Annotated in this window: 21 protein-coding genes; 5 read left to right on the top strand and 16 right to left on the bottom strand. The window is 39.5% G+C overall.

The genetic code is table 11. The features are described from left to right. Positions 1 to 23: 23 nt before the first annotated feature. The 3 genes from murB to folB form a co-directional block, all read right to left on the bottom strand. The gene (murB, locus tag PCY14_RS00595) at positions 24 to 926 is read right to left on the bottom strand and encodes a UDP-N-acetylmuramate dehydrogenase (protein ID WP_008535264.1); all 903 of its coding nucleotides are present in this window, start codon (positions 924 to 926) and stop codon (positions 24 to 26) included. Positions 927 to 1,114: 188 nt separating this feature from the next. Next, entirely contained in the window at positions 1,115 to 1,606 is a 492-nt protein-coding gene (folK, locus tag PCY14_RS00600; RefSeq protein WP_008535265.1) for a 2-amino-4-hydroxy-6-hydroxymethyldihydropteridine diphosphokinase, read from the bottom strand. After that, on the bottom strand, positions 1,603 to 1,962 hold the full coding sequence (folB, locus tag PCY14_RS00605) for a dihydroneopterin aldolase (protein ID WP_021146287.1): 360 nt from the start codon (positions 1,960 to 1,962) through the stop codon (positions 1,603 to 1,605). Before folB ends, folK begins: the two co-directional genes overlap by 4 nt. A 222-nt stretch (positions 1,963 to 2,184) precedes the next feature. Between folB and PCY14_RS00610 the strand changes: the two genes are divergently transcribed. Continuing rightward, positions 2,185 to 3,636 carry an alpha-amylase gene (locus tag PCY14_RS00610; protein ID WP_164376294.1) on the top strand — a complete coding sequence of 484 codons (1,452 nt, stop codon included), beginning with the start codon at positions 2,185 to 2,187 and terminating at the stop codon, positions 3,634 to 3,636. 33 nt (positions 3,637 to 3,669) lie between these two features. On the opposite strand, the gene folP is transcribed toward PCY14_RS00610, so the two are convergent. The 9 genes from folP to PCY14_RS00655 form a co-directional block, all read right to left on the bottom strand. Next, positions 3,670 to 4,470: a dihydropteroate synthase gene (gene folP, locus PCY14_RS00615; RefSeq protein WP_060934138.1), complete on the bottom strand. Its 801-nt coding sequence runs from the start codon at positions 4,468 to 4,470 to the stop codon at positions 3,670 to 3,672. An 8-nt stretch (positions 4,471 to 4,478) separates the two neighbouring features. Next, positions 4,479 to 5,042, bottom strand: a complete 564-nt coding sequence (gene folE / locus PCY14_RS00620; protein WP_002884345.1) for a GTP cyclohydrolase I FolE — start codon at positions 5,040 to 5,042, stop codon at positions 4,479 to 4,481. 145 nt (positions 5,043 to 5,187) lie between these two features. Next, the gene (locus PCY14_RS00625; protein WP_008535274.1) at positions 5,188 to 7,032 is read right to left on the bottom strand and encodes an APC family permease; all 1,845 of its coding nucleotides are present in this window, start codon (positions 7,030 to 7,032) and stop codon (positions 5,188 to 5,190) included. Positions 7,033 to 7,095: 63 nt separating this feature from the next. Further along, the gene (locus PCY14_RS00630) at positions 7,096 to 8,358 is read right to left on the bottom strand and encodes a folylpolyglutamate synthase/dihydrofolate synthase family protein (RefSeq protein ID WP_021146291.1); all 1,263 of its coding nucleotides are present in this window, start codon (positions 8,356 to 8,358) and stop codon (positions 7,096 to 7,098) included. Between the two features lie 118 nt (positions 8,359 to 8,476). Next, on the bottom strand, positions 8,477 to 8,725 hold the full coding sequence (locus tag PCY14_RS00635) for a KH domain-containing protein (RefSeq protein ID WP_021146292.1): 249 nt from the start codon (positions 8,723 to 8,725) through the stop codon (positions 8,477 to 8,479). An 11-nt stretch (positions 8,726 to 8,736) separates the two neighbouring features. Then, positions 8,737 to 9,009: a 30S ribosomal protein S16 gene (gene rpsP, locus PCY14_RS00640; RefSeq protein WP_008535277.1), complete on the bottom strand. Its 273-nt coding sequence runs from the start codon at positions 9,007 to 9,009 to the stop codon at positions 8,737 to 8,739. Between the two features lie 164 nt (positions 9,010 to 9,173). After that, positions 9,174 to 10,568 carry a hypothetical protein gene (locus PCY14_RS00645; protein ID WP_021146293.1) on the bottom strand — a complete coding sequence of 465 codons (1,395 nt, stop codon included), beginning with the start codon at positions 10,566 to 10,568 and terminating at the stop codon, positions 9,174 to 9,176. A gap of 112 nt (positions 10,569 to 10,680) precedes the next feature. Next, positions 10,681 to 12,006 (bottom strand): sensor histidine kinase, encoded by a 1,326-nt coding sequence (locus tag PCY14_RS00650; RefSeq protein WP_196757044.1) that lies wholly within the window; start codon positions 12,004 to 12,006, stop codon positions 10,681 to 10,683. A 162-nt stretch (positions 12,007 to 12,168) separates the two neighbouring features. Next, positions 12,169 to 12,906 (bottom strand): LytTR family DNA-binding domain-containing protein, encoded by a 738-nt coding sequence (locus tag PCY14_RS00655; protein ID WP_293917274.1) that lies wholly within the window; start codon positions 12,904 to 12,906, stop codon positions 12,169 to 12,171. Positions 12,907 to 13,118: 212 nt separating this feature from the next. Here PCY14_RS00655 and PCY14_RS00660 point away from each other — a divergent pair, with 212 nt between their 5' ends. Beyond that, positions 13,119 to 14,387, top strand: coding sequence for a matrixin family metalloprotease (locus tag PCY14_RS00660; protein ID WP_301363041.1), 1,269 nt, complete (start codon positions 13,119 to 13,121; stop codon positions 14,385 to 14,387). A 775-nt stretch (positions 14,388 to 15,162) separates the two neighbouring features. After that, on the top strand, positions 15,163 to 16,041 hold the full coding sequence (gene tehB, locus PCY14_RS00665) for an SAM-dependent methyltransferase TehB (protein ID WP_164376292.1): 879 nt from the start codon (positions 15,163 to 15,165) through the stop codon (positions 16,039 to 16,041). Positions 16,042 to 16,164: 123 nt separating this feature from the next. Here the strand turns inward: tehB and PCY14_RS00670 are convergent, their stop codons facing one another. Continuing rightward, positions 16,165 to 16,833: a DUF4767 domain-containing protein gene (locus PCY14_RS00670; protein WP_164376291.1), complete on the bottom strand. Its 669-nt coding sequence runs from the start codon at positions 16,831 to 16,833 to the stop codon at positions 16,165 to 16,167. 561 nt (positions 16,834 to 17,394) lie between these two features. Here PCY14_RS00670 and PCY14_RS00675 point away from each other — a divergent pair. Both PCY14_RS00675 and PCY14_RS00680 read left to right on the top strand, forming a co-directional pair. After that, positions 17,395 to 18,222 (top strand): exodeoxyribonuclease III, encoded by an 828-nt coding sequence (locus PCY14_RS00675; RefSeq protein WP_021152412.1) that lies wholly within the window; start codon positions 17,395 to 17,397, stop codon positions 18,220 to 18,222. A gap of 73 nt (positions 18,223 to 18,295) precedes the next feature. Next, positions 18,296 to 18,775, top strand: coding sequence for a QueT transporter family protein (locus PCY14_RS00680; RefSeq protein ID WP_021146300.1), 480 nt, complete (start codon positions 18,296 to 18,298; stop codon positions 18,773 to 18,775). Positions 18,776 to 18,811: 36 nt separating this feature from the next. On the opposite strand, the gene PCY14_RS00685 is transcribed toward PCY14_RS00680, so the two are convergent. The 3 genes from PCY14_RS00685 to PCY14_RS00695 form a co-directional block, all read right to left on the bottom strand. Next, positions 18,812 to 20,440, bottom strand: coding sequence for a hypothetical protein (locus PCY14_RS00685; protein ID WP_301363042.1), 1,629 nt, complete (start codon positions 20,438 to 20,440; stop codon positions 18,812 to 18,814). Positions 20,441 to 20,546: 106 nt separating this feature from the next. Then, positions 20,547 to 21,536, bottom strand: a complete 990-nt coding sequence (locus tag PCY14_RS00690; RefSeq protein ID WP_164376288.1) for a YafY family protein — start codon at positions 21,534 to 21,536, stop codon at positions 20,547 to 20,549. A gap of 84 nt (positions 21,537 to 21,620) precedes the next feature. Next, positions 21,621 to 22,241 (bottom strand): hypothetical protein, encoded by a 621-nt coding sequence (locus PCY14_RS00695; RefSeq protein WP_301363043.1) that lies wholly within the window; start codon positions 22,239 to 22,241, stop codon positions 21,621 to 21,623. Positions 22,242 to 22,619 lie beyond the last annotated feature (378 nt).

Here is a 22,619-nt window from a genome sequence, read left to right on the forward strand (position 1 = left end):
TTAAATATAAGATAGGGGTTGATTTAGTTAAGCTTATCACCAATGATACGAACTTCAGGTTCTAAGGTAACTCCAGAATTTTCCTTAACCTTGGCAATGACATCGGCGATAAGATCCTCATAATCTTTAGCTGTTCCTTGATCCACATTGACCATGAAACCAGCATGCTTGGTTGAAACTTCAACACCACCGATACGATGTCCTTTAAGATTAGCTTCCGTAATAAGCTGACCAGCAAAGTGGCCTGGTGGGCGTTTAAAAACAGAACCACATGAAGGGTATTCGAGAGGTTGCTTAAGTTCACGTAAGTGATTGAGGCGATTCATTTCATTCTTAATTTGATGATAGTCACCTGGATGGAGATTAAACTTAGCTGAAATAACAACTTCACCAGTCTCCTGAAGAACCGAGCGACGGTAACCAAAACGCATGTCACGTGCCGCAATGGTACGAATATCACCGTCTTTTGTCAAAACCTGAGCAGAAACCAAGATATGAGCAATCTCTCCGCCATAGGCCCCAGCATTCATGAATACAGCACCACCAACACTACCTGGGATGCCTGCTGCAAATTCAAAACCAGTCAAGCTTTGGAAACGAGCCACCTTTGTTGTCGCAATCAAATTAGCACCCGCTTCTGCTTCAATTTGATAACCGTTTACTGCAATACCGTTAAGCTTGTCAAACATAATCACAAAGCCTCGGATACCGCCATCACGGACAATCAAATTACTAGCATTTCCAAGAACCATCCAGGGAATCCCTTGCTTATTAGCAAATTTGACAATACGAGAAAGCTCATAACGATTACGTGGAAAGGCCAAATAATCTGCTGGTCCACCAACCTTGGTATAGGTGTAACGTTTTAAGGGTTCATTGAAACGAATATCAATTCCCACTAAATCTTTTTTTAATTCATCAAGCATATTTTTTCCATACTTTTCTATTCTTTTTATTTCTTCGTAGGCATTGTGATAGGCTTCCCTATCATTAAAGGCAGAACCTACAAATGTGTTACTATTTTCCCCTCGAACATCGAGGAAAAATACAGCAAAAGCCAAGATTAATTATAGCAAAAAATCCCCATCTTGACGACAAGGAATTTTAGTAAAAACTAGTCCGAAGTCACGAATTTGTGAACATCATTAGTGTCTAATTGACTCAAATAATTTTCGTAGGTTTGACCAGTTTGAGGCTCAACTAAGTCCTTTGCAATTTCTAGCAGAGGAACCAAAACAAAGGCTCTCTGAGTCATGAAAGGATGTGGTACTATCAGATGCTCAGTCTCCCAAATTTCCTGTCCATAGAGAAGAATATCAATATCCACGGTCCGGGGTCCCCAATGCTCATGGCGAACGCGATCCAAGTCTTTCTCAATGGCCTGACAAGCACTGAGTAGGCTTTCAGCTGGCAACTGCGTTTCTAATGCCAAGGCGAGGTTTAAAAAATCAGCCTGATCTGTTAGCCCCCAAGCGGCTGTTTCATAATAAGAGGACACGGTTTCAACCTCAGTATCAGTCAACTGCTTCAAGGCTTCCACAGCTCTTTGGAGATAGCCTTGGCGGTCGCCCATGTTAGACCCCAAACTCAAGTAAACTTTTGTCATCGGCTACGCTCCAACTCAATTCCCACACTCTTGTAATGTCCGTTAATAGGTGGATTCTCCTTATAAATACGAATCTTAATGGCTTGGATAGGGCCAAATTGAGCAAATAAATCTTCGCAAATAGCACCAGCTAAACGCTCAATTAAGCTATACTTTACTTCTTCCACCTGTCTCTTCACAGCCTCAAAAACCAAGCCATAATGAACCGTATCTGCTAGTTCATCACTTCGTGAGGCCTTGACCAAATCAACTGCCAATTCCAAATCCACCACAAAAATCTGTCCTAGGGTTTGTTCCTCAGCAAAAGCACCATGATAGCCATAGAAACGGCAACCATTCAAAATTATTTTATCCATTTACTCTCCTTTAGACGACTAAACTTACCCTTATTCTAGCATAAAACAGCTAAAAAGTTACGCTCTAATTCGTATGATTTTTTAGACAAAACAGAGACTTTTGTCACTTTATTCAATGCAAACGCTTGCACAATTATTCTTATTTGATAAAATAAAGGTGCAGAGGTTAAATAACCTACTGCTACAACATCTATGACTTTCTCAATGAACAAGGAATTAACTATGACAAATCAAACTGTAATGCAATATTTTGAATGGTATCTTCCAAGCGATGGACAACATTGGAATCACTTGGCTGAAGATGCCCAACACCTCTCAGGCCTTGGTATTAGCCATGTTTGGATGCCACCTGCTTTTAAAGGCACTAATAAAGATGATGTCGGTTACGGAGTCTATGACCTCTTTGACCTAGGCGAATTCGATCAAAAAGGTACTATTCGCACTAAGTACGGTTTCAAAGATGAATATCTCAATGCTATTAATCGCCTCAAAGACGTTGGTATTGTACCCATGGCTGACGTCGTCCTTAATCACAAGGCGGCAGCGGATAAACTCGAGACCTTCGAAGTGGTCGAAGTTGACCCAGAGGATCGTACAAAAGAAATCAGCAAGCCTTTTGAAATTGAAGGGTGGACACATTTCACATTTGATGGTCGTCAAAAGGCCTACAACGATTTTGAATGGCACTGGTACCACTTTAACGGGACGGACTTCGATGCCAAACGTAATAAAAGTGGTATCTATCTTATCCAAGGTGACAACAAAGGTTGGGCTGAAAACGACTTGGTAGACAACGAAAACGGTAACTTTGACTACCTTATGTATGCCAATCTAGACTATAAGCATCCTGAAGTCATTGAAAATATCTACAGTTGGGTCGACTGGTTCGTACAAACAACTGGAGTCCTCGGTTTCCGCATGGATGCTGTCAAACATATAGACTCTTTCTTTATGCGTAATTTCATACGTGACGTCAAAGAAAAACAAGGACAAGACTTCTATGTCTTTGGGGAATTTTGGAATGCCAAGGAAGAAGATAATAATACTTATCTCGAAAAAACTGAAAACCGCTTTGACCTTGTGGATGTTCGCCTTCATAACAACTTATACGATGCCAGCCTGGAAGGGGCCGATTACGATTTGACGACTATTTTCGATCAAACATTAGTCAAAAATCACCCAGAGCATGCGGTAACCTTCGTAGAGAACCACGATACCCAACGTGGACAGGCTCTAGAATCAACTGTTGAAGAATGGTTTAAGCCAGCTGCTTACGCTCTTATTCTACTTCGTGAAGATGGTCTTCCTTGCCTGTTTTATGGGGACTACTATGGTATCGAAGGGGAGTTTGCTCAGGAAAGTTTCCAAGAGGTCTTAGACACCCTACTTTACGCTCGTAAAGAATTAGCTTACGGAGAGCAAAAAGACTACTTTGACGACCCTAACTGTATCGGATGGACACGCTCTGGCAACGAAGGCGGTACTCCATTAGCCGTAACCATTTCTAATGATGTTGCTAACAGCAAAACTATGGAAATTGGCAGTGATTGGGCTGGACAAACCTTCCATGACATCCTTGGAAACTGCTCTGATACTGTAACTATTGATGAAGACGGATGGGGAGACTTCCCAGTTTCTGAAAAATCTGTCAGCGTTTGGACAATTCAAGACTAAGAAAAAAAGCTCGATTTGAGCTTTTTTTTCGTTTCATAAAATTCCTGCGATAGTCTTGACAATATCACGATTGGCTTCAACATTATGGACACGAACAATTTGACATCCCTTGCTAACAGCATAACCAGATAGAGCAGCTGTCCCTTGATCACGGTCCTTGGCAGGAATATTTCCACCTAGGAGATAATCCACAACACGCTTACGAGAAATCCCAAAAAGAACAGGATACCCAAGCTCAACAACCTTGTCCAAGCCTTTAAGCAGATCTATATTGTGTTGGACATTTTTAGCAAAACCAAAGCCAGGATCAATCCAGATATTTTCCTTGGCTACACCAGCTTCCAAGGCAGCTTGCGCACGTTGATTGAGAAAGGCACAGACATCTTCAGTGACGTCATTGTAAATTTCTTCCTTTTGATTGTGCATTAGGATGATTGGCACGTCTTTCTCAGCAGCTAAAGCTAACATCTGACCATCATAAAGACCTGCCCAAACATCATTAAGAATATCCGCACCTGCTTCAAGAGCAACTCTAGCAGTAGCTGTCTTGTAGGTATCAATACTGACGAGAACGTCATAATTTGCCTTAATAGCTTGTATAATTGGCACAATACGAGCAATCTCTTCTTCCTCGGTAACAAATTCTGCTCCGGGTCTTGTAGACTCACCACCCACGTCAATAATACTAGCCCCTTGAGCAATCATACGCTCAACCTGAGCTAGCGCATCTTCTATTGTGTCAAAATCACCACCGTCTGAAAAAGAATCTGGGGTGACATTCAAGATTCCCATAATGCAGGCCTTACCTGCAATCTCATGTTTACCAATAAACATTTTAACTCCTAAAAATCACGCATCAAAGAAAGAATTTCCTTACGTTCTTCACGGTCTTCTTTATAAAGGCCTTTAGCAACTGTTGTGATGGTCTTACTTCCTGGTTTCTTAATACCACGCATGGTCATACACATGTGTTCTGCTTCCACCATGACAAAAACACCTCGAGGATTAAGGGCTTCTTCAAGCGCTGTAGCGACTTGATCTGTCAGACGTTCTTGCAATTGTGGACGACGGGCCGCCACTTCAACAGCACGTGCTAATTTTGACAGTCCAGTCACCTTATCCCCACTTGGCAGATAAGCTACATGAGCCTTTCCATAAAAGGGAACCAAATGATGCTCACACATAGAGTAAAAAGGAATATCCTTGACAAGGACAACTTCGTCATGTACTTCTGAAAAGACTGCTGTAAACTGATCTTTAGGGTCTTCATTTAAGCCTGAAAACATCTCAGCATACATCTTAGCCACACGTTTTGGCGTATCCAAAAGACCCTCACGCTCAGGATTTTCACCCAAAGCTTCCAATAATTGATAGACTGCTTGTTCTACTTTTTCTTGATTTGCCATAATTTCCTCTTGAAACGTTATAGTACTATCTATTATAACTCATTTTGCTCGATTTTTCTTGCAAAAAATAAAATTGCCTAGCTGAATTCCAGCTAAAAAAGCGAAGACTCCCCGTCACATGGGGACTGTCCTCGCTTGTCTTTATTTAATCTTTTAAGTGGTAAGAATATGATGAAATGACAATATTCTCACGCCATTTGAGATAATATTTCAATCGTAAACTCATCTGGTTGTGAAGCATGGTTTGCCATGATTTTTTCGGAACAAACTGTGGAATCATAACAGTCAGAGTCGCATTCTCCTTTTCAGCCTGAGTAGCTACTTCGTCTACATATTGAATAGTTGACTGCGTAATTGAACTGTAAGGTGATTGGATATGAACCATCTCGATTTCTGGGAAATATTTTTTAAACTCTTGTTCGGTTTCCTTGTCCTTATTCTCTGTATCTTTAGTAGACACATGCATAGCGATAACCTTATCACCAATAGAACGTGCATAAGAAATAGCACCAATATTAGCCTTTGTAACATTCCCCACCAAGATAAGGACAATATTGCCTTGATAATGATGTTCTTTGACTTGACCATCAATACGCAACTGTTGAGCAACCCCATTATAATGTTTCTTAATCTTAAGGAACATCCACATCAAAATCGCAATAATAGGGAAGAATGGCCAAATATCTCCTAGACGGAAAAGGAAGAGAATGAGGACGATGGCATAACAAATTAAGGCACCTAAAATATTAGCTAAAGAGTGTTTCCAGAATCCCTTACCATATTCACGAATCCAATGGACAACCATACCTGTTTGAGAAAGTGCAAAAGGAATGAACACCCCAATAGTATAAAGAGGAATCAACCGTTCCGTATTTCCTCGGAAAATGAATAAGAGGGTAATGGCCCCAATAGCCAGCGTCAAGATACCGTTAGAGTATCCCATACGTGCGCCTTTTTCAAGATACATGTGAGGCATGTATTTATTCTTAGCCATATTAAAGGACAACATCGGAAAGGCTGAAAAACCAGTATTTGCTGCTACTGCAAGAATCATAGCAGTTGAGAATTGGAAGATATAAAATAAGATACTACCAATCCATGAATAGCCAAGAATTTCTCTAGCCATCTGTGCCAAAATTGTCACACCTGAATGAGGTGTAATGCCAGTCCACCAGTTTAGGAAGGTAATTCCGGCAAACATAATCCCCAAGATACTTGACATGATAAAGAGGGTTGATGCAGCGTTTTTAGGCTTAGGTTTCTTAAAGAAAGGCACTGCATTAGAAATAGCTTCCACCCCTGTCAATGAAGCCGAACCTGATGTAAAGGCCCTTAAAATAAGAATCACTGACACACCTGTAATCGGTTGACCTAAATGGGCCGTAGCCGCATAAGGCATATGCCCCGTTAAGATCTGTAAGAAACCAAATCCTAATAAGAACATCGTTGAGACAATAAAGAGATAAACAGGAATCATCAGAGATTTTGCCGATTCACGCATTCCCCTGAGGTTCATCACCATCAAAACAAGCACCAAAATCATTGAGATTTCCAGATTATAGGGATGAAGTAAAGGAATAGCTGAGGTAATGGCATCCGCACCTGAGGCAACTGAAACGGCTACTGTCAACATATAGTCGACTAAGAGGCTACCTCCAGCTATCAAACCAAACTTAGGTGACAGATTTTCCGAAGTTACCATGTAGGCGCCACCACCCTGTGGATAGGCCTTAATGACCTGTCTGTAAGAAATAGTAAGGCTAGCCAAAAGGACTAGAACCAAAACCCCAATAGGGATAGACCACCAAATAGCAGCGCTTGATACAGCCATCAAGACCAATACGACCTGTTCAGGACCATATGCGATAGATGATAGAGCATCACTCGACAACATGGCTAACGCTTGAACCTTAGATAATAAGTGATCATCACTGCTATTATCCTGGGTCAAGGGTTCACCTATTAAAATGTTTTTCAGACGTTGAAGCATTTTTTTCTCCTTACTTTTAAAACATATGGGGTATTATACGCCCCTAAGTCTTATCTTTCAAGTCTAAACGTTACTTTTTCGCTCTAAAAGCCATTTTCGAACTTGAGAAATAAAATAAAGAGATCCTGTAATCACATATAATTTGTCTTTATCCGCTGATACATGATTCTTGATCCAAGTTTGGAAGCCTGGGACCTTTTTGTAAGCAGCTGGGTACTTGTCCAATTTGACACTATTTGGATACTCAAAGCTGGTTACTGTCAAATCACCGACCGACTCTAACTGAGCCAACATACTATCAATAGGCTTGGTATCAATAGCTGCAAAAAGCAATTCAATATCCTTATCCGCATATTCTGATTTTAACAAATCAATCAAGACCTTAACACTCTCGTTATTATGAGCACCATCTATCATGAGATTAGGCATCAAAAACTCTGTTCGACCTAGCCAACTAGCATGAGCTAAGGCAGCCTTAATGAGGTCAGGAGTCACTTCTGGATAATCTTTTTGAAGCAGCAAAGAAGTCATGATGGCCAAACTAGCATTAGCCACCTGATGCTGACCAGCCATAGCCAATGAGATATTTTCTAGCTTTTGTCCCTCGTAAGCAAAATCAAAGGAATGACTTGTTCCGTTAGCTGTGAAATCTTTTCCTAACTCGTAGGTCTTAGCCCCTTCTTCATGTGCTTTCTTTTCAAAGACTGCTCGAACATCATCTCGCTCAGTCGCAAAAATAAAGGGAGCTCCATTTTTCAAAACACCAGCCTTTTCTGCCGCAATTTCAGCATGAGTATTTCCCAAAACCGCCTGATGATCCAGACCAATAGATGGACAGATGACCGCTAGAGGACTAAATAGATTAGTCGAATCATGCAAGCCGCCCATTCCAGCCTCTATAAATGCAATATCCACAGGATGGACTTGTCCAAAGTAGAGAAACATCAAGACTGTGATAATCTCAAACTCTGTCGCATTTTCATGCTCTGTCTCTTTTGGTAGACGATCAACTACAGGCTTAACACGTTCAACCAAGTCCAACAACGCCTCTTCTGAAATCATACGACCATTGACAGAAATCCGTTCCTTAAAATCAATAATGTAAGGCGAGGTAAAGGTTCCAACTTCATAACCTGCTTGACTAAAAATCGTTTGTAGGGCATTTACCGTAGACCCTTTTCCATTAGTCCCAACGATATGCACAGCCTTCAAATTGTCTTGTGGGTTTCCTAGTTCTTCAAGCATCCAGGCCATACGTTCCAAACCTGGCTTAATGCCAAACTTCAACTGACCGTGAATCCACTCTAACGCTTCTTGATAAGTCATTCTTGCTCCTTCTTTCAGATTAATCTTTGACTTAGGTATTATGTTTAACCCTCATATTATACCAAAGACTAAGAGGGTTAACCAAAAAATGCAAAAAAGACAACCCTAAGGTCGCCTCTTAAGCATTCTCTTTTTCGTCAATAACAAGACGAACCTTCTTACCTTGAGTAGGTACCGAATAGACAATCGCTCTTATCGCCGTAATAGTACGTCCTTTTTTCCCGATAACACGCCCAATGTCTGCTGGGTCGAGGTCAAGATGGTACTCCAAAAACTCAGAGCCATCAACAATTTTAATGGTCAACTGATCTGGTGAAGCAATTAAAGGTTTAACGATAGCGATAATAAGATTTTCAATGGTATCCATAGGCTAAAAAATTATTTTGAGAATTTTGATTCGTGGAATTTCTTCATAACGCCTTCTTTTGAAAGGATGTTACGAACTGTATCTGAAGGTTGTGCACCTTTAGACAACCATTCAAGAATACGATCTTCTTTGATTGTTACTTGGTTTTCTTCAACGAGTGGGTTGTAAGTACCAACTGTTTCGATGAAACGTCCATCACGTGGAGCACGTGAATCTGCAACGTTAATACGGTAGAAAGGTTTTTTCTTAGAACCCATACGAGTCAAACGGATTTTTACTGCCATTTTGTAATATCTCTTTTCTTTAGTTTTTTATTATGGTGGAGGCATTAATCACCTCTCGACCTTATCTAGTATACCATAACATTTTTATGTGTCAAGAAAAAAAACTTGACAGACTCAAATTTTCAACAAAAAAAGTTAGAGACAACCTCTAACTCACTTTTTACCTATTTTTTGCTTGTAGTCTTATGATTTTTTTCGTAAGCCACTTTTGCTTCAGCATATTCAGCTTCTAAGCCTTTAGCTGTCGCTTTTGAGACCTTCTCATAAGTATCACGGCTAGTCAGTTTACCATCTTCATTATAGGTAGAAACAACCAAGGTATCCTTATTAACAGTATACGACTTGGTTCGTTTTCCTTTGCGATAAAGTCTATAGTTATCTACATTATCCGAAATATAGTAATCCACTAAGTTCTTATCGGCATTTGGATAAAGTTCTGAGACCACCCGAGTCAACTCACGCTTAAATTCTGAGACTTCCTTGGTATAGGTAATAGACTTATTCCACTGATCAACAACTTGATACTCCTTCAGATAATCTGAAGCCGTAAAAGTAGGGTGGTCCTCCTTACCCTTAGTATAGAAGTAAGAATGTGTCTGTAGATTATTGGAATGGTCAACCTTAAGGAAAGAGACATAAATTTCATTATTGTTTTCATGCTCCTTAAGAGCATTGGTTAACTTGCCAGAATTTTCATCCAAGACTTTTGACGTTTTTAATTCCCAAGTCCCCTCAATGTTACCTGAAGCGTTACGCCAAAAGCCATAAACACCACCAATCAACAGCATCAAAACAACGGCAATAAGGCTAGAAATCAAGGCCCCTTTACCCCAACTTTTTGCCTTCTGTGATTTTTTGTCAATGTTCTGAACACTTTCTAGAAGACGAATCTGACTTTCCAATTTCTTTTCTAGTTTGATTACAGTCTGATCTTCTTTGGACTTGACTTTATCAGCAAGCTTTTCGGCCTTTTTCTTATCACGAGCAGCCTGACGAGCAATTTTCTTGGCCTCTTTTTCTTCTTTTCGGTTGGCTTTTTTCAAGTCCTCAGAACTGTCATGATATTGTGATTCATTGCTGAACACTGGAATATCCTGAATAGTTGCACTCGCAGCACTTGCTGAATGGCTTACTGAATCCAGACGTGTTGGCGCATAACTAGCCAACCGTTCTTTAGCTTCAGCGACACGTTGACGCTGTTCTTCTTCCTTTTGAAGAACCTCAGCTTCACGACCTGATTGAAGCGTCTTCACTTGGAGAGCACTTTCTTGGGATAGCGCTTTTCTCTTTTCTTGAGCCGCATTAGCTAGGGCCTCTTGTGCGCCGTTACGCTCTTTTTGAGACTGGGCTAGTGCTTTTGCGGTTGCAGTTTCTCCATCTAATGATTGATCAGGCGATGCTTGTCCTTGATCAGACGGTGCTTGATTAGTTACTTGGCTTGAGTCTGACTCCTCAGAGAGGATAAACTCTCCTCTTTCTAGAGCCTCTTTAAAATCAATAGGCCTCGGCTTTCGCCCATTGACAGCTTCAAAGTATTCTAACCATTCGTCTTTCAACATAATAAATCCCCCTAAATTAAAAAACACATGATTAACGTTACTATTTTAACATATTTCAAAACATAAAAATAGGGACTAACAAGAATTCTAAAAACTCTTATTAAATCCCCAATTAATCTTGTTTTGGTGTAACGGACAATAACTGCACAAAACGGTGCTGTGCTGACTCCGTTTCGAGTGACACATTGTCATATCTGAAGAGAATTTCTTCAATATTTGCTAAGCCTAAACCACGACCTGTTCCCTTGGTCGAAAATCCTCTTTGCTTCAAAGGAGCTATGTCAATAGAAGCTTCCTTAGTGGAATTTTCAACAGCAATTACAGACTGCCCCTCCATCTTAAAGATAGCAATAGACAACTTTGGTGTTTCTGACAGAACAGCTGCCTCAATCGCATTATCGCAGAGGATTGATGTAATAGTAATCAAGTCCAAGACACGCATATCTGTGAAGAAAACACCTTCTTCGACCTCAACATGACAATGAATTCCCTTATCAAACGCCTCAGCCAGTTTAGAAGATAACAGGCTCTTGAGTGGCATATTGGTTACATGTGTTAGTTTCGCCAAATCAAATTTTTGTTGCCTCAAATCTGATGCTGAATCTTTAAGGACAGTGTCATAAATCATCTTGATCTGGTCAATATCTCTCATCTGTATCGCCTCACTAAGCGAAATCAGAACATTGGTATAATCATGACGAAAACCACGTAGTGTTTCATAAAGGCTCTCAACTTGCTCAGAATACTTTTCTAAATCATCCAAGTGACGACGATTTTCTTTCCGACGCTGATTTTCAAAGTACTCATCTGCATACTTATTGACACTATATACAGCAAAAAGGATAGATGCAAAACCAACTAAGGTTACGATAGGACCAGCATAGTAGAGTGAAAAGAATTGCGAAGCTACAACCACAGCATAGTTAAAAATCACATAACTAATCAAGATAAAGTTAGTGAAAAACATAATTCGACTAAACTTACGGTCTCTCTCCAAGACCCTTAAAGATTTAAAGTCAATATTAAGGAGCTTGGAAAGAGCAACAAAGGTTGGAACAATTAGAAGGTCAAAGAAAATAAAATAAAGATAACTCTTGTTGAGAAAATCTGAAGTGATATTAAAGGCTGGCATCAAGAAATAAGAATAACCATTAAATATCAACAGATAAATGACTAAAGGGTAGAAGGCATAGAAGGCCAACATATTGGCCGTTCTTTCCTTGCCAAAGAAATAGGCATAGAAAAGGAGATAGAAAGGCGTCATAAAGGACAAGCCGACCCCGAAAGAGGAACCGAGTAATCCTCCTAGGAATTCTACTAAGAAAGCCAAGGGGAGAATCAGTCGGGGAACCCTAACCAAACTGGTCTGTTCGTAAATCCATTGTATGACGATAAAATGCAAAAGATACTCTAATGCAATTTGAAAATCAATCATCATATGATAGTTAGCCACCTCCTTCTAGTCATGATAGGTATATGATAAAAGCCACGCTACTATTTTATCACAATTCCCGTCAATAGATGAGATAAAACTGAATAATCATCTCGGTTTTCAGAAAATTTTTAATAACTATTAGAGAAGAAGGATAGGCTAGATACTTTAACGATTTTTCAATCGTTCCAAAAGTTCTTTTTTACGTGTTCGCGAAAGGAGGCAAGACTCATCGTCATCAAAGAAAACCATATTAGCGGTACGATCCACACTTGTCACATTGCTGACATTAACGACGAAAGAGCGGTGGGTTTGGAAGAATATATCATCCAGTTTTGCCACCTCTGCAATTTTCCCATAAAATTCAACCAAGTTTATCTTGGTATGGGCAATCAACTTATGTGGAACAGGAGCTGTCTCAATATACAAAATGTCATTATAAGGAATACTGACATCATTTTTATCCGTTTTAACAGTGAGACTCTGTGTCTTCGTTTCTTGCTCAACCTGCGACTGGGCAAAATCCAAAAGCTCTACCAAAGCTCTCTTGAGATCCACATCTTCCATGGATTTATCCACAAAATCAAGGGCTTGAATCTTATAACGAAAAGTCAAAGGCATAAACTCCGAGTAGGCTGTTACAAAAGCAATTTGTGCCTTCAAGTCTTCTTTTCGAATCTCCAAACCAATATCTAGTCCCTGCTTGGTCTGATTTTTGAGGTCAATATCCAGAAGGTAAATCATGGATTTACCTGAACCTCTGTCAGCATCTAACAATTCCTGACCATTCTCAAAGAACGTGATGTCATTAACAACAGCCTTAGACTCCTCGACCGCTTCGTCCAATAAGCGACCAACACGGTGACGCTGTAAGGCATCATCTTCCAGGATGATAATAGAAAGCATCTTATTTCCCTCTTTCTTTCTAATGCACTTAGCATACCTACTTGTCATTTTATCATATTTAAGCGGATATTATTCTTTTTTTCTGTATAAAGTCTTTTTTTAACGACCAAGTTTTTATTTATATAACAATTGTTATATTGTTGTCACTTTATATTCATTTTCAGATGGTATCATTAGAGCTATTTTTGTTTTATATTAAAAAGGAGAAAGTTATGTTACGTTTTACTGAAAGGCAAGGATTCCATTCAAGGACCCTGTTAACCCTTGCAACTGTTGGTATCATGAGTGTTTTTCTTTTGGGACATTCTCAGACAGCTTCTGCTGAACAGACTTATGTCTCAGACTCCACTCAGGCACTGACCTTTGCTGAACTTGAGACAAGTACAAATCCTGGTACTGGCACTCAAACACATACTGCTATTGCTTCTGAAGCACCTGCTACCGTCACCACAATCTCACACACCTCTGTGGATGACCAACATACACATGAAAATGATTTTAATCAATCTACCTCAACTACTCCAACTTTTGACGAATTAGCTCAAAATAGTCAAACAGCAAGTAGCACTGTTAATCGTCAGACCGGAGTCAGAACCTATGAGACTAAGATTCCGACAAGTTCAGAAAGTCATTCTCAATCTCAAGAAAATAAAGCAACATCAAAGACCGAAACTGTCGCACAAGCACAAACTTGGTCAAAAGATGGTGCTACATGGGTTTCAACAACAATTGACAATGGCAATGTTCATAAAATTTTGTCTACCTATTTTCCAAAACCATTAACAGACACGACAAAACCAGCGACTACTGGAACTTCTAAACCTAAAACATCAAGTTCTACGGCTAACCAACCCAAGAAACCAGCTACAGTTGCAAACATGCCTTCAACAACTGCAACTATTCAGCCTAAGAAGCCTGTGACTACCGAAAATAAGCCCACAGCTTCAGGCCAAGCTACTAAACCAGTTGACCGAGTGGCGCAAGTATGGCAAAAGAACAACGTTCTTGTCAAAGAAAATTACAATACACCTCATTGGTCAAGTAATGAAGCAACCATCTTCATCAAAGCTAAAACTCCAGAGATAGTGACTGCTTACAAAGAAGCTATTACCTCTTGGAACAATACTGGAGCTTTTAACTTCCTACTTACCGACGATAAACTAAAAGCTAACATTATTGCTGATGAACGTTATGAAGAAAATGTAGCATCTCCTCTTGGAGTTACCTACTCTACTTATTATGTCCCAACCAAGCAATATAACAATGCTACCGTTTACCTGAATAGCTTCCATGTTAAAAACAACTACTACCAAAAAAATGGTGGTAAACTCCTTAATACTGCCCAACACGAACTGGGACATGCGATTGGACTTGACCATAATAGTGCAGTTGCCTCTGTAATGGAACCTAAGGGTGGAAAAACAAGTATCCAACCTGTTGATATTAACAATGTTAAGAAGCTCTATGGTAAGATTGTTTAAGGTATTAAACCATTACTATCATTTACAAGCAGAACCTGAGGGATCTGCTTTTTTAATAAAGTGAGATGACCATTCAAGACTATTAATTGACTGTTCATGATTTTTTCTTACACTTTTTAAAAATATGTAAAGTTATATTCCATATTTCTGGTAAAATAGAAAATGTAAAGAGAGACCGGATGAGGCAAAAAGTTATTTTTATAAGTTTTTACTCACTATTCTCATAAACAGAATAAAATATAGTCTAGGAACCCTTCTTAACATTTATACCTATCTTCCCCAAACACTTTTCCCCCATTCCTAGATTTCCAGATCTCTCCTATAATTAACGTCTAGCTGCTTTAGTTAGACGTTTTTTCTTTTATCTACTTTCCATAAATACATTTCTTAGGATACTGTAATAGTAATCACTCAAAATAGATTGTACAAAGTTACCATTCAAGACCATTAATTGACTGTTCGTGATTTTTTCTTACGATTTTTAATATTATGTAAGCGTTTTGCTGATTTTTTTGGTAGAATAGATAGTGTAAAGAGAGAGCGAATGAGTTCGAGATAAATATTTTATCATTTGAAACTTATTGTTCTCATGAACATTTTTTGATAGTCTAGGAACCCTTCTTAACATTTATACCTATCTTCCCCAAACACTTTTCCCCCATTCCTAGATTATCAGTTCTCTCACAATAAAAGCGTCTAGCTCCCCCAGCTAGACTTTTTTCTTTTCCAAACTTTTGCTATAATAGAACCATACCTATTGAAAGGAACTCACAAAATGACTATAGATCAGCAACTTCTTTGCTATAAACGTCTCCCAAACTGGACAGCCACTACTCTTCCAGAAATGGTGACTCAAAAACATAATACAAAGGTAGGAACATGGGCTAAACTGACCATCCTGTCTGGGGCTCTTTATTTTTACGAATTAGATGAAGAAGGACAGGTTACTGAGGAACATCTCTTCACACCTGAAACAGATATTCCTTTTGTAGAACCTCAGGCTTGGCACCGCATCGCTGCTGCTTCAGAGGATTTAGAATGCTATCTGTCTTTTTATTGCAAACCTGAGGACTACATGGCTAAAAAGTATGATACTAAGGCCCACTCTGAGGTTCTTGAGGCCGTGCAATCTGGCTATATCAAACCTGGTCGCACTCTAGACCTTGGTTGTGGTCATGGTCGTAACGCTCTTTATTTAGCGTCACTTGGACATGATGTCACTGCTGTTGACATTAATAATGAAGCTACCCAACGTATCCAGATGATCGCTGATGAGGAAAATTACAATGTTAGAGCTGGTTACTACGATATCAACCTTGCTGCTCTTCCAGAATCAGAAACCTTTGATTTTATTCTCTCAACAGTGGTCTTCATGTTCCTTGATCCTGACCAAATTCCGGCTATCATCAAGAATATGCAAGAGCGTACTGCCCTTGGTGGTTACAATTTAATTGTCTGTGCCATGAATACTGAGGAGCACCCTTGTACCATGCCTTTCCCATTTACCTTTGAAGAAGGCGAATTGAAAAACTACTATAGCGACTGGGAGCTTGTCAAATACAATGAAAATATTGGTCACCTTCACCGCTTAGATGAATATGGTAATCCAATTGCCCTTCAATTTGCGACTATGTTGGCTAAAAAGGTTAAATAACACACTACTTAGAAAAGTGAATATCAAAGAATGTAACTCTAACTAGGCAGGTGGTACTTAGAGTTTTCTCATCTTGCCTTTCTTCACACTAAAAAACTAGGTTTCCAATTGGAAATCTAGTTTTTAGTTGCTGACAATATCGGCGTATGCTGATTTGAGATTTTCATTTCCTGTTTCTTTGACGTAGTAAATGCTACCATTAGTAGTTGATGAATAAAGAACAACTGGTGTTCCATCTCTTTTTATGGAGAAGAAATAACGGTGAACGGTCGTACCCTGCCAACGCTCATATACTGAAACAATAGTGTACTCAGAACTGCTATTCCCATTTGCAGCATAGGTTGCGTCCACAACCTGATCACGGTCTGACCCCCAATGGATAGGAATAGTGGAGGCTTCTTTGGTAATTTCCTGATAACCAGGTTGATTCATCTGGTTACCCCAAGAAACCATTAAATTAGCAAGACGACTTCCTTTATCATTGGTCCAACGTGGATTTTCACTCGCCGAAGCACTAGAATTGTCACTTGATATTCCCGTTGATGCGAAAAGCGTGCTAGCCATTGTAGAAGGTCCCTCAGACTGTTGATGTGTTGTCCCTGAAATCAGACTAATTCCTATGGCAACGACAATTGCTAATAGAGAGCCCAGAAGAATATAGATATAATTGTAATTTTTCGAGACTTCAATAAGTCCAGACTGATAAGCCAGTTGTAGTTCATCAGGTTTTGGATTACGTCCCTGAACTTGCTCAAAACGGCTTATCCATTCTGCTTCTGACAGCTTTCGCATGATTTTCCTCTTCTCTTTATCATTTCACCTTTCATCCTATCATAGAATGCCTTTGATGACAATAGTGTTAAGGATATGAAACTTGCTGTTAACAAGACGATTAAGGATTTAGAAGAGCGAACAGATTCAGACAAAAGAGGAAAATCAAAACACCCATGACTAGTAGGATACTAATCTTATAGCCTAGTGGATTCCTAGGATTTAAACTGGTCCCAAGGCCAATCCTACGGAGGACAAATAAGGGTTCTGAAGGAGACTGATTAAGGCTGTAGCCTAAGAGGTACCTTAAATAAAGCAGGAAGCAGAAACTCACCCCAGGAAAAACGACCAGAGGAAGCACTAGCCCCTGTGACCACCAAATCATGATTGTAAGGATGATTTGCAGCAAAAAGAGAACCCAAAATAAATAATAAATGCGTGTTTGTTTTTTCATTGATTATCACCTCTCAATATAAGATAAATTATACTCCTCCAAGTTGTTCTTAACAATCCCATAACTCGCCTGACATCTTATTTTCTGCTACAATAGATAAGAAAAATCCAAAGAAGGAAACTGTACACATGAAATTAATTTCTTGGAATATTGATTCCCTAAATGCCGCTCTTACTAGTGATTCTGCACGCGCTCAATTATCACGCACAGTCATCGATACCTTGGTCGCTGAAAATGCAGACGTCATTGCTATTCAAGAGACAAAATTATCTGCTAAAGGTCCTACCAAAAAGCATCTGCAAATCTTGGAAGACTACTTCCCTGACTATGTCAATACTTGGCGTTCATCTGTTGAACCCGCCCGTAAAGGTTATGCTGGAACCATGTTCTTGTATAAAAAAGAATTGACACCAGTCATTACTTATCCTGAAATTGGGGCGCCTTCAACTATGGACTGTGAAGGGCGCATCATCACTCTCGAATTTGACAATTTCTTTGTGACACAGGTCTACACACCAAATGCTGGTGATGGTCTCAAACGTCTGCTTGAACGTCAAATCTGGGATGAAAAATATGCGGATTACCTAGCCGAATTGGACGCCCAGAAACCAGTCCTTGCGACTGGCGACTATAATGTTGCCCACAAGGAAATCGACTTGGCCAATCCTTCAAGTAATCGTCGTTCACCAGGCTTTACAGATGAAGAACGTGCTGGCTTCACCAACCTCCTTGCCAAAGGTTTCACAGATACCTACCGTCATCTCAATGGCGATGTTACAGGTGCCTACACATGGTGGGCCCAACGTAGCAAAACATCTAAAATCAATAATACAGGCTGGAGAATTGACTACTGGTTAACTTCAAACCGTATTGCCGATAAGGTCACAAAATCAGACATGATTGACTCTGGTGATCGCCAAGACCACACACCTATTGTCTTGGAGATTGACTTATAAAACAACTCTAGACCTAAATCCCTAAAAAGAGTAGAACTACTACTCTTTTACTATGCCCAATTAAGGAGAACTAATGAAAACTAAACTGAATACCACTCAAAAACTCGTTCTGTCAGCTATTATCATGGCTCTTTACATCGCTATTCTCTTTGTGTCACAAGCCATTTCCTTTGGTGCTGTCCAAATGCGTCTGGCCACTGCTCTATATGGATTAACCTATATTTTCCCATTTTTGGTTGTTCCCCTCAGTCTCGCAAATGCTATTGCTAACTCTTTTGGTGGTCTAGGATTGATTGATGTTGTCGGTGGATTCTGTGCCAGCTTTCTGGCAACTGGTAGCATCTATCTCATCCGTAAAGCTAAGCTGTCTAGCTGGTTTATCATTCTCCCAATCCTACTCGTTCCATCCTTAGTAGTACCTATCTGGCTTAGTGCCTTACTTAAACTTCCTTATCTTGCTCTCGTTTTCAATCTCCTCCTAGGACAATTAGTACCGTCAATCTTGGGAGCTGTCCTTGTAAGAGAGTTATCCAAACGTGGATACAAAGACTAACAAAAATATCTCTGCACATTGCAGAGATATTTTTGTTTAGTAATGATATGCTCTTTCGTAAGCTTCTTTTGGTGTGAGTTTGTCGCCAAAGATAAGTAAACGGTAGTCAACATTAGTCGGGTCTTTTTGATAGTCATCAACCCAATCTTGGTCCATTTCGAGATAAAGATTATAGGTTCCCAACTTAGTTGTAACAGTCCCTACCTCATAAAAATTTTTGTAACGCTTTTGGTTATCCGATTTTTTCAATTTTTCATACTTATAATAGGTTCTGCCAAAGTCCATGAATTGGAATTCTTTTTTAGCCTTTCCAGAACCCGTTGTTACCTTAATTGTCCCCTTGTTATTGGCTAGGTGTAAATCATAGATATAGTCGCCATGATTATTTTCATAGAAAAAACCTGAGGTTTTACTCTCATTAGCAGATAAAATCACAGTATTTACAAACTTAGCAGCCTGCCAAGACAGAGGCACACCTTCATACTCACCATCATCCTGCAATCCTAGAAGTGACCAATAATAGCCAACATAAAAGGTATTGGACTTATTACGATCTGTCACCAATTCACCCACCATCTTAAGGTTTTCAGCACCGAGTCGGTAAGGGTTAGAAAGGTAACCAAAGACTGGGAAGAAATAAATGACAACCGTAAAGGTCAAGAGGGTCTTCATATTAATCTTATTGATTGCCCAGAAGAAATAAGCAGCTGAGAACAAGAGAGCGTAAGCAGCACCGTAGCTAAACTTATGAGCGTGAGCAATCAAGAGCAGAATAAAGAAAATAGGTTGAATAGGACGAATCTTGTGGTAGATGATAGAGAAAACATCCTCCTTGTCTTCCTCTGATTTGAAAATCAAAGACAAGACAATGGTCAAGAGAACAAAGAAAGCACCAAAACCGAAACCAACATCATTGGGACGGAAGAAATAAGCCAAAATGGACATATCCATCACCAGAAGCCAAACGGAAGCGAATTTGATTATGTTACTACCAAATTTTTCAGTTGTCTGACTAGGAGTCTTCAGAGGTACCTCAAAAGCCCTTGCAAGAGCTCTTTCCTTAGCCAAACGTTCAGCTTCTATTGCTGCCTTCATTTCCCTCGTACGGCGCTCCTTCTGAAAATAATGCGCAATCTTAGTCGGTTCGTCCTGCCGTGACTTAGTGATACTTATAAAAAGCAAATATTGCATGGCGAAGATAAGGGCTGTGTTCCCACCATATTCCAAGAAAGAACCATTCCAAATACTAGAGACAACCGCAAAGACAATATAGCCTCCAATCGACACTAAAATAGTGAGAAGCAGGTGAATCCAACGAAAACGGTAGGTGTACTTATCCGTTATATCCCGTCCCAAAAAACTGTCACGCGGGTAAAGATACCAAATAACGAAAATAAGTTCGATAGCTTGAACAGCCGTTAGAAAACCAACGTAATTGAAACCAAAAATAGCCGCAACAACATTGATAAGATAGGAAATAATGGCCAAAACTCGCAGGCTGGTGCGCTTAGACAATAGTCCGATACTCATCAGGGTAATGGTTGAAAAGGCAGAAAATCCAGCGCCCATCTTATCATCAAAGATAAACACATTGACAAAGGCAAAAATCAAAATCCCCAAGAGAGTCATAACCTGTCTTTGCATTTCTTTCTTCTTTTCTTTCATACTTTCCCTCCTTATGAAAATGATAGCGTTTCCACAAATCTATTTTAACACAAATAGAATCTCCTTGTCCTAAACAAAAAGGCATTCAGTCGCCTGAAAACCTTTTTCACTTGTTATCTATTGTTTCAATCTTTAGAAAAACGAAATCTCCATCAAAACGTTGGATATACTTTTGGAAACCCAATAAACTAAAGGTTTCAATCTCATAGCGAACCTTGTCAACACCGTCATTAGTCGTCTCTTCAAGAAGATTTAGTTTGGGAATATCAGACTCCAAGACATCACGGTAGAGACCCGTATATTCAAAAGTAATGCGAACCCATTCATTTCCCGAAAGCATTGAGAAAGCCTGATAGCGCACTTGCTCGTCTGTAATCAAACGATCCTCTTGCTCTGGACTGAGCGTGAAGGCAACCTTATTTTCAGATTTATGAATGGTCTGGAAACGATCAACACGGAAATAACGGATTTCAGAGAACTGATAATCACAGGTAAAGTTATCATCCAATTTATAGGAAATACAGTAAAAATAGTGGTTGTCGAAGATAACAGAAATCGGAAAGACCTTATACTCCTCCACTTTTTCTCCAGGTTTACGATAACTGAAAGCCAAGGGCCGTTGGTCCACAATGGCATCAAAAATCGCTGAAATAGCTGGTAAGATTGACTTATCTTGATTTTGATAAATCTTCAATTCTTGATAACTATCTAGCTCTAACTCAGTCAATTGCTTGATACGTCTGCGTTCCTTGTCATCTACAGCCCTCTCAACAAAGATGTTAATAATTTCTGATACCTCATCTTTTCGAAGGGCACGACTCTCCAAAAGAATTTTAGACAAGATAACCGCTTGATTATATTTCAGATTACCATATCCTTGCTCATATTGGGCATGGTAGGAACCATATTTTCTGGAATATTTTACTTTCATATTAGGACGTAGCTCTGTCAAATTGTCCTTAAGTTCGCTAACATCCTCTTTAAGTGTACGCTCGCTAATGCCAAAGCGAGCCAGATAGTCCGTTTTTGAAATGTCATTTCCCTTTTCCAATTCGGACATAAAATACAAGAGACGTTTGGTTTTTGATGCTGTCATTATAAAATCCCCCTTTATAATTGAATCTCTTATTACTAAAAAAATTGCTGTCTAATGAATAATTATTTCATTATCATAAGTCCTTCACCAAGAGTAACGAGAAGCAGAATTATAACTCAGATAATAATCCTTCTTCTCCTCATTGTACTCAAAAGATAGTCTTAAAAATTTTGCTTTCTTAATAGAGCTATTCTGAACAGTATAATCAAGATCAACTGTCTTATGCATAGCTCCTGAAGAATGCACGCTTATGCGCCTCTGAGCGCTGTCTGCCTGAGGGTGTTCCCTCACTACCTCAGACAAGGGTGTTGCTGGCCCAAAAATTTCTTGGTCTTTAGTACGTAACCGATTAAGCTGTTCTTTTGTCCAGTCACTACTATAATTATCAACTACCGTGACGCCATCAGGTGGATAAGTCGCTGTTCCACCATCATAAACAAATTGACCTTCTTTATTTTTGACAAAAGTGAGATCAATATACTCTTTTTCATCTCCCCGGCTATATTCTACCTTTAAACCACTGGACTCCAGCTCGACATATTTTGCCTTACCGTGGCGTTTAATAATTGAGCACAGTGTATCTTTCTTAGGCTTCAAATTCTCAAAGTCTTCTTCAGTCCAGTTATAAGCCGCAGACACATCTTCGTAATCCTGAGGATTATCACTATCAGCTTTATTCTCCGACTGAGATGCCTGCTGAATCACCCTGTATTTTTTTATGGTTTCTCAATAAATAGAACCGCCCAAAGCGGCAATGAATGTTAGCCCAATCAATGCAAGAACAATGGACGCCCAGAAAAATCTTCTCAGTTTTAGCCCTAGCCTGAGGATAATGATAGAAAGCACGAAGCAAGCAATAATCACAGCTAAATACAAGATCACTGGCTGATGCTTTCAAGATAAAATAGCTGATACCAAGCTTACGAGTAAAAGTATCATTGGAGAAACAAAAGTGAGAAAGAGATACCGCTTTTCAGCTTTTTCCTCCTGAAAAGCAGACTCGAACTCAGGTCCTTTGTCATAAAAGCCGACTCAAAAGAATTCTCACTCTTTATTATGTCATTATCATTGAAATGACTGTCC

This window comes from Streptococcus sp. SV2 (assembly GCF_030440175.1).
Classification (GTDB): Bacteria; Bacillota; Bacilli; order Lactobacillales; family Streptococcaceae; genus Streptococcus; species Streptococcus raffinosi.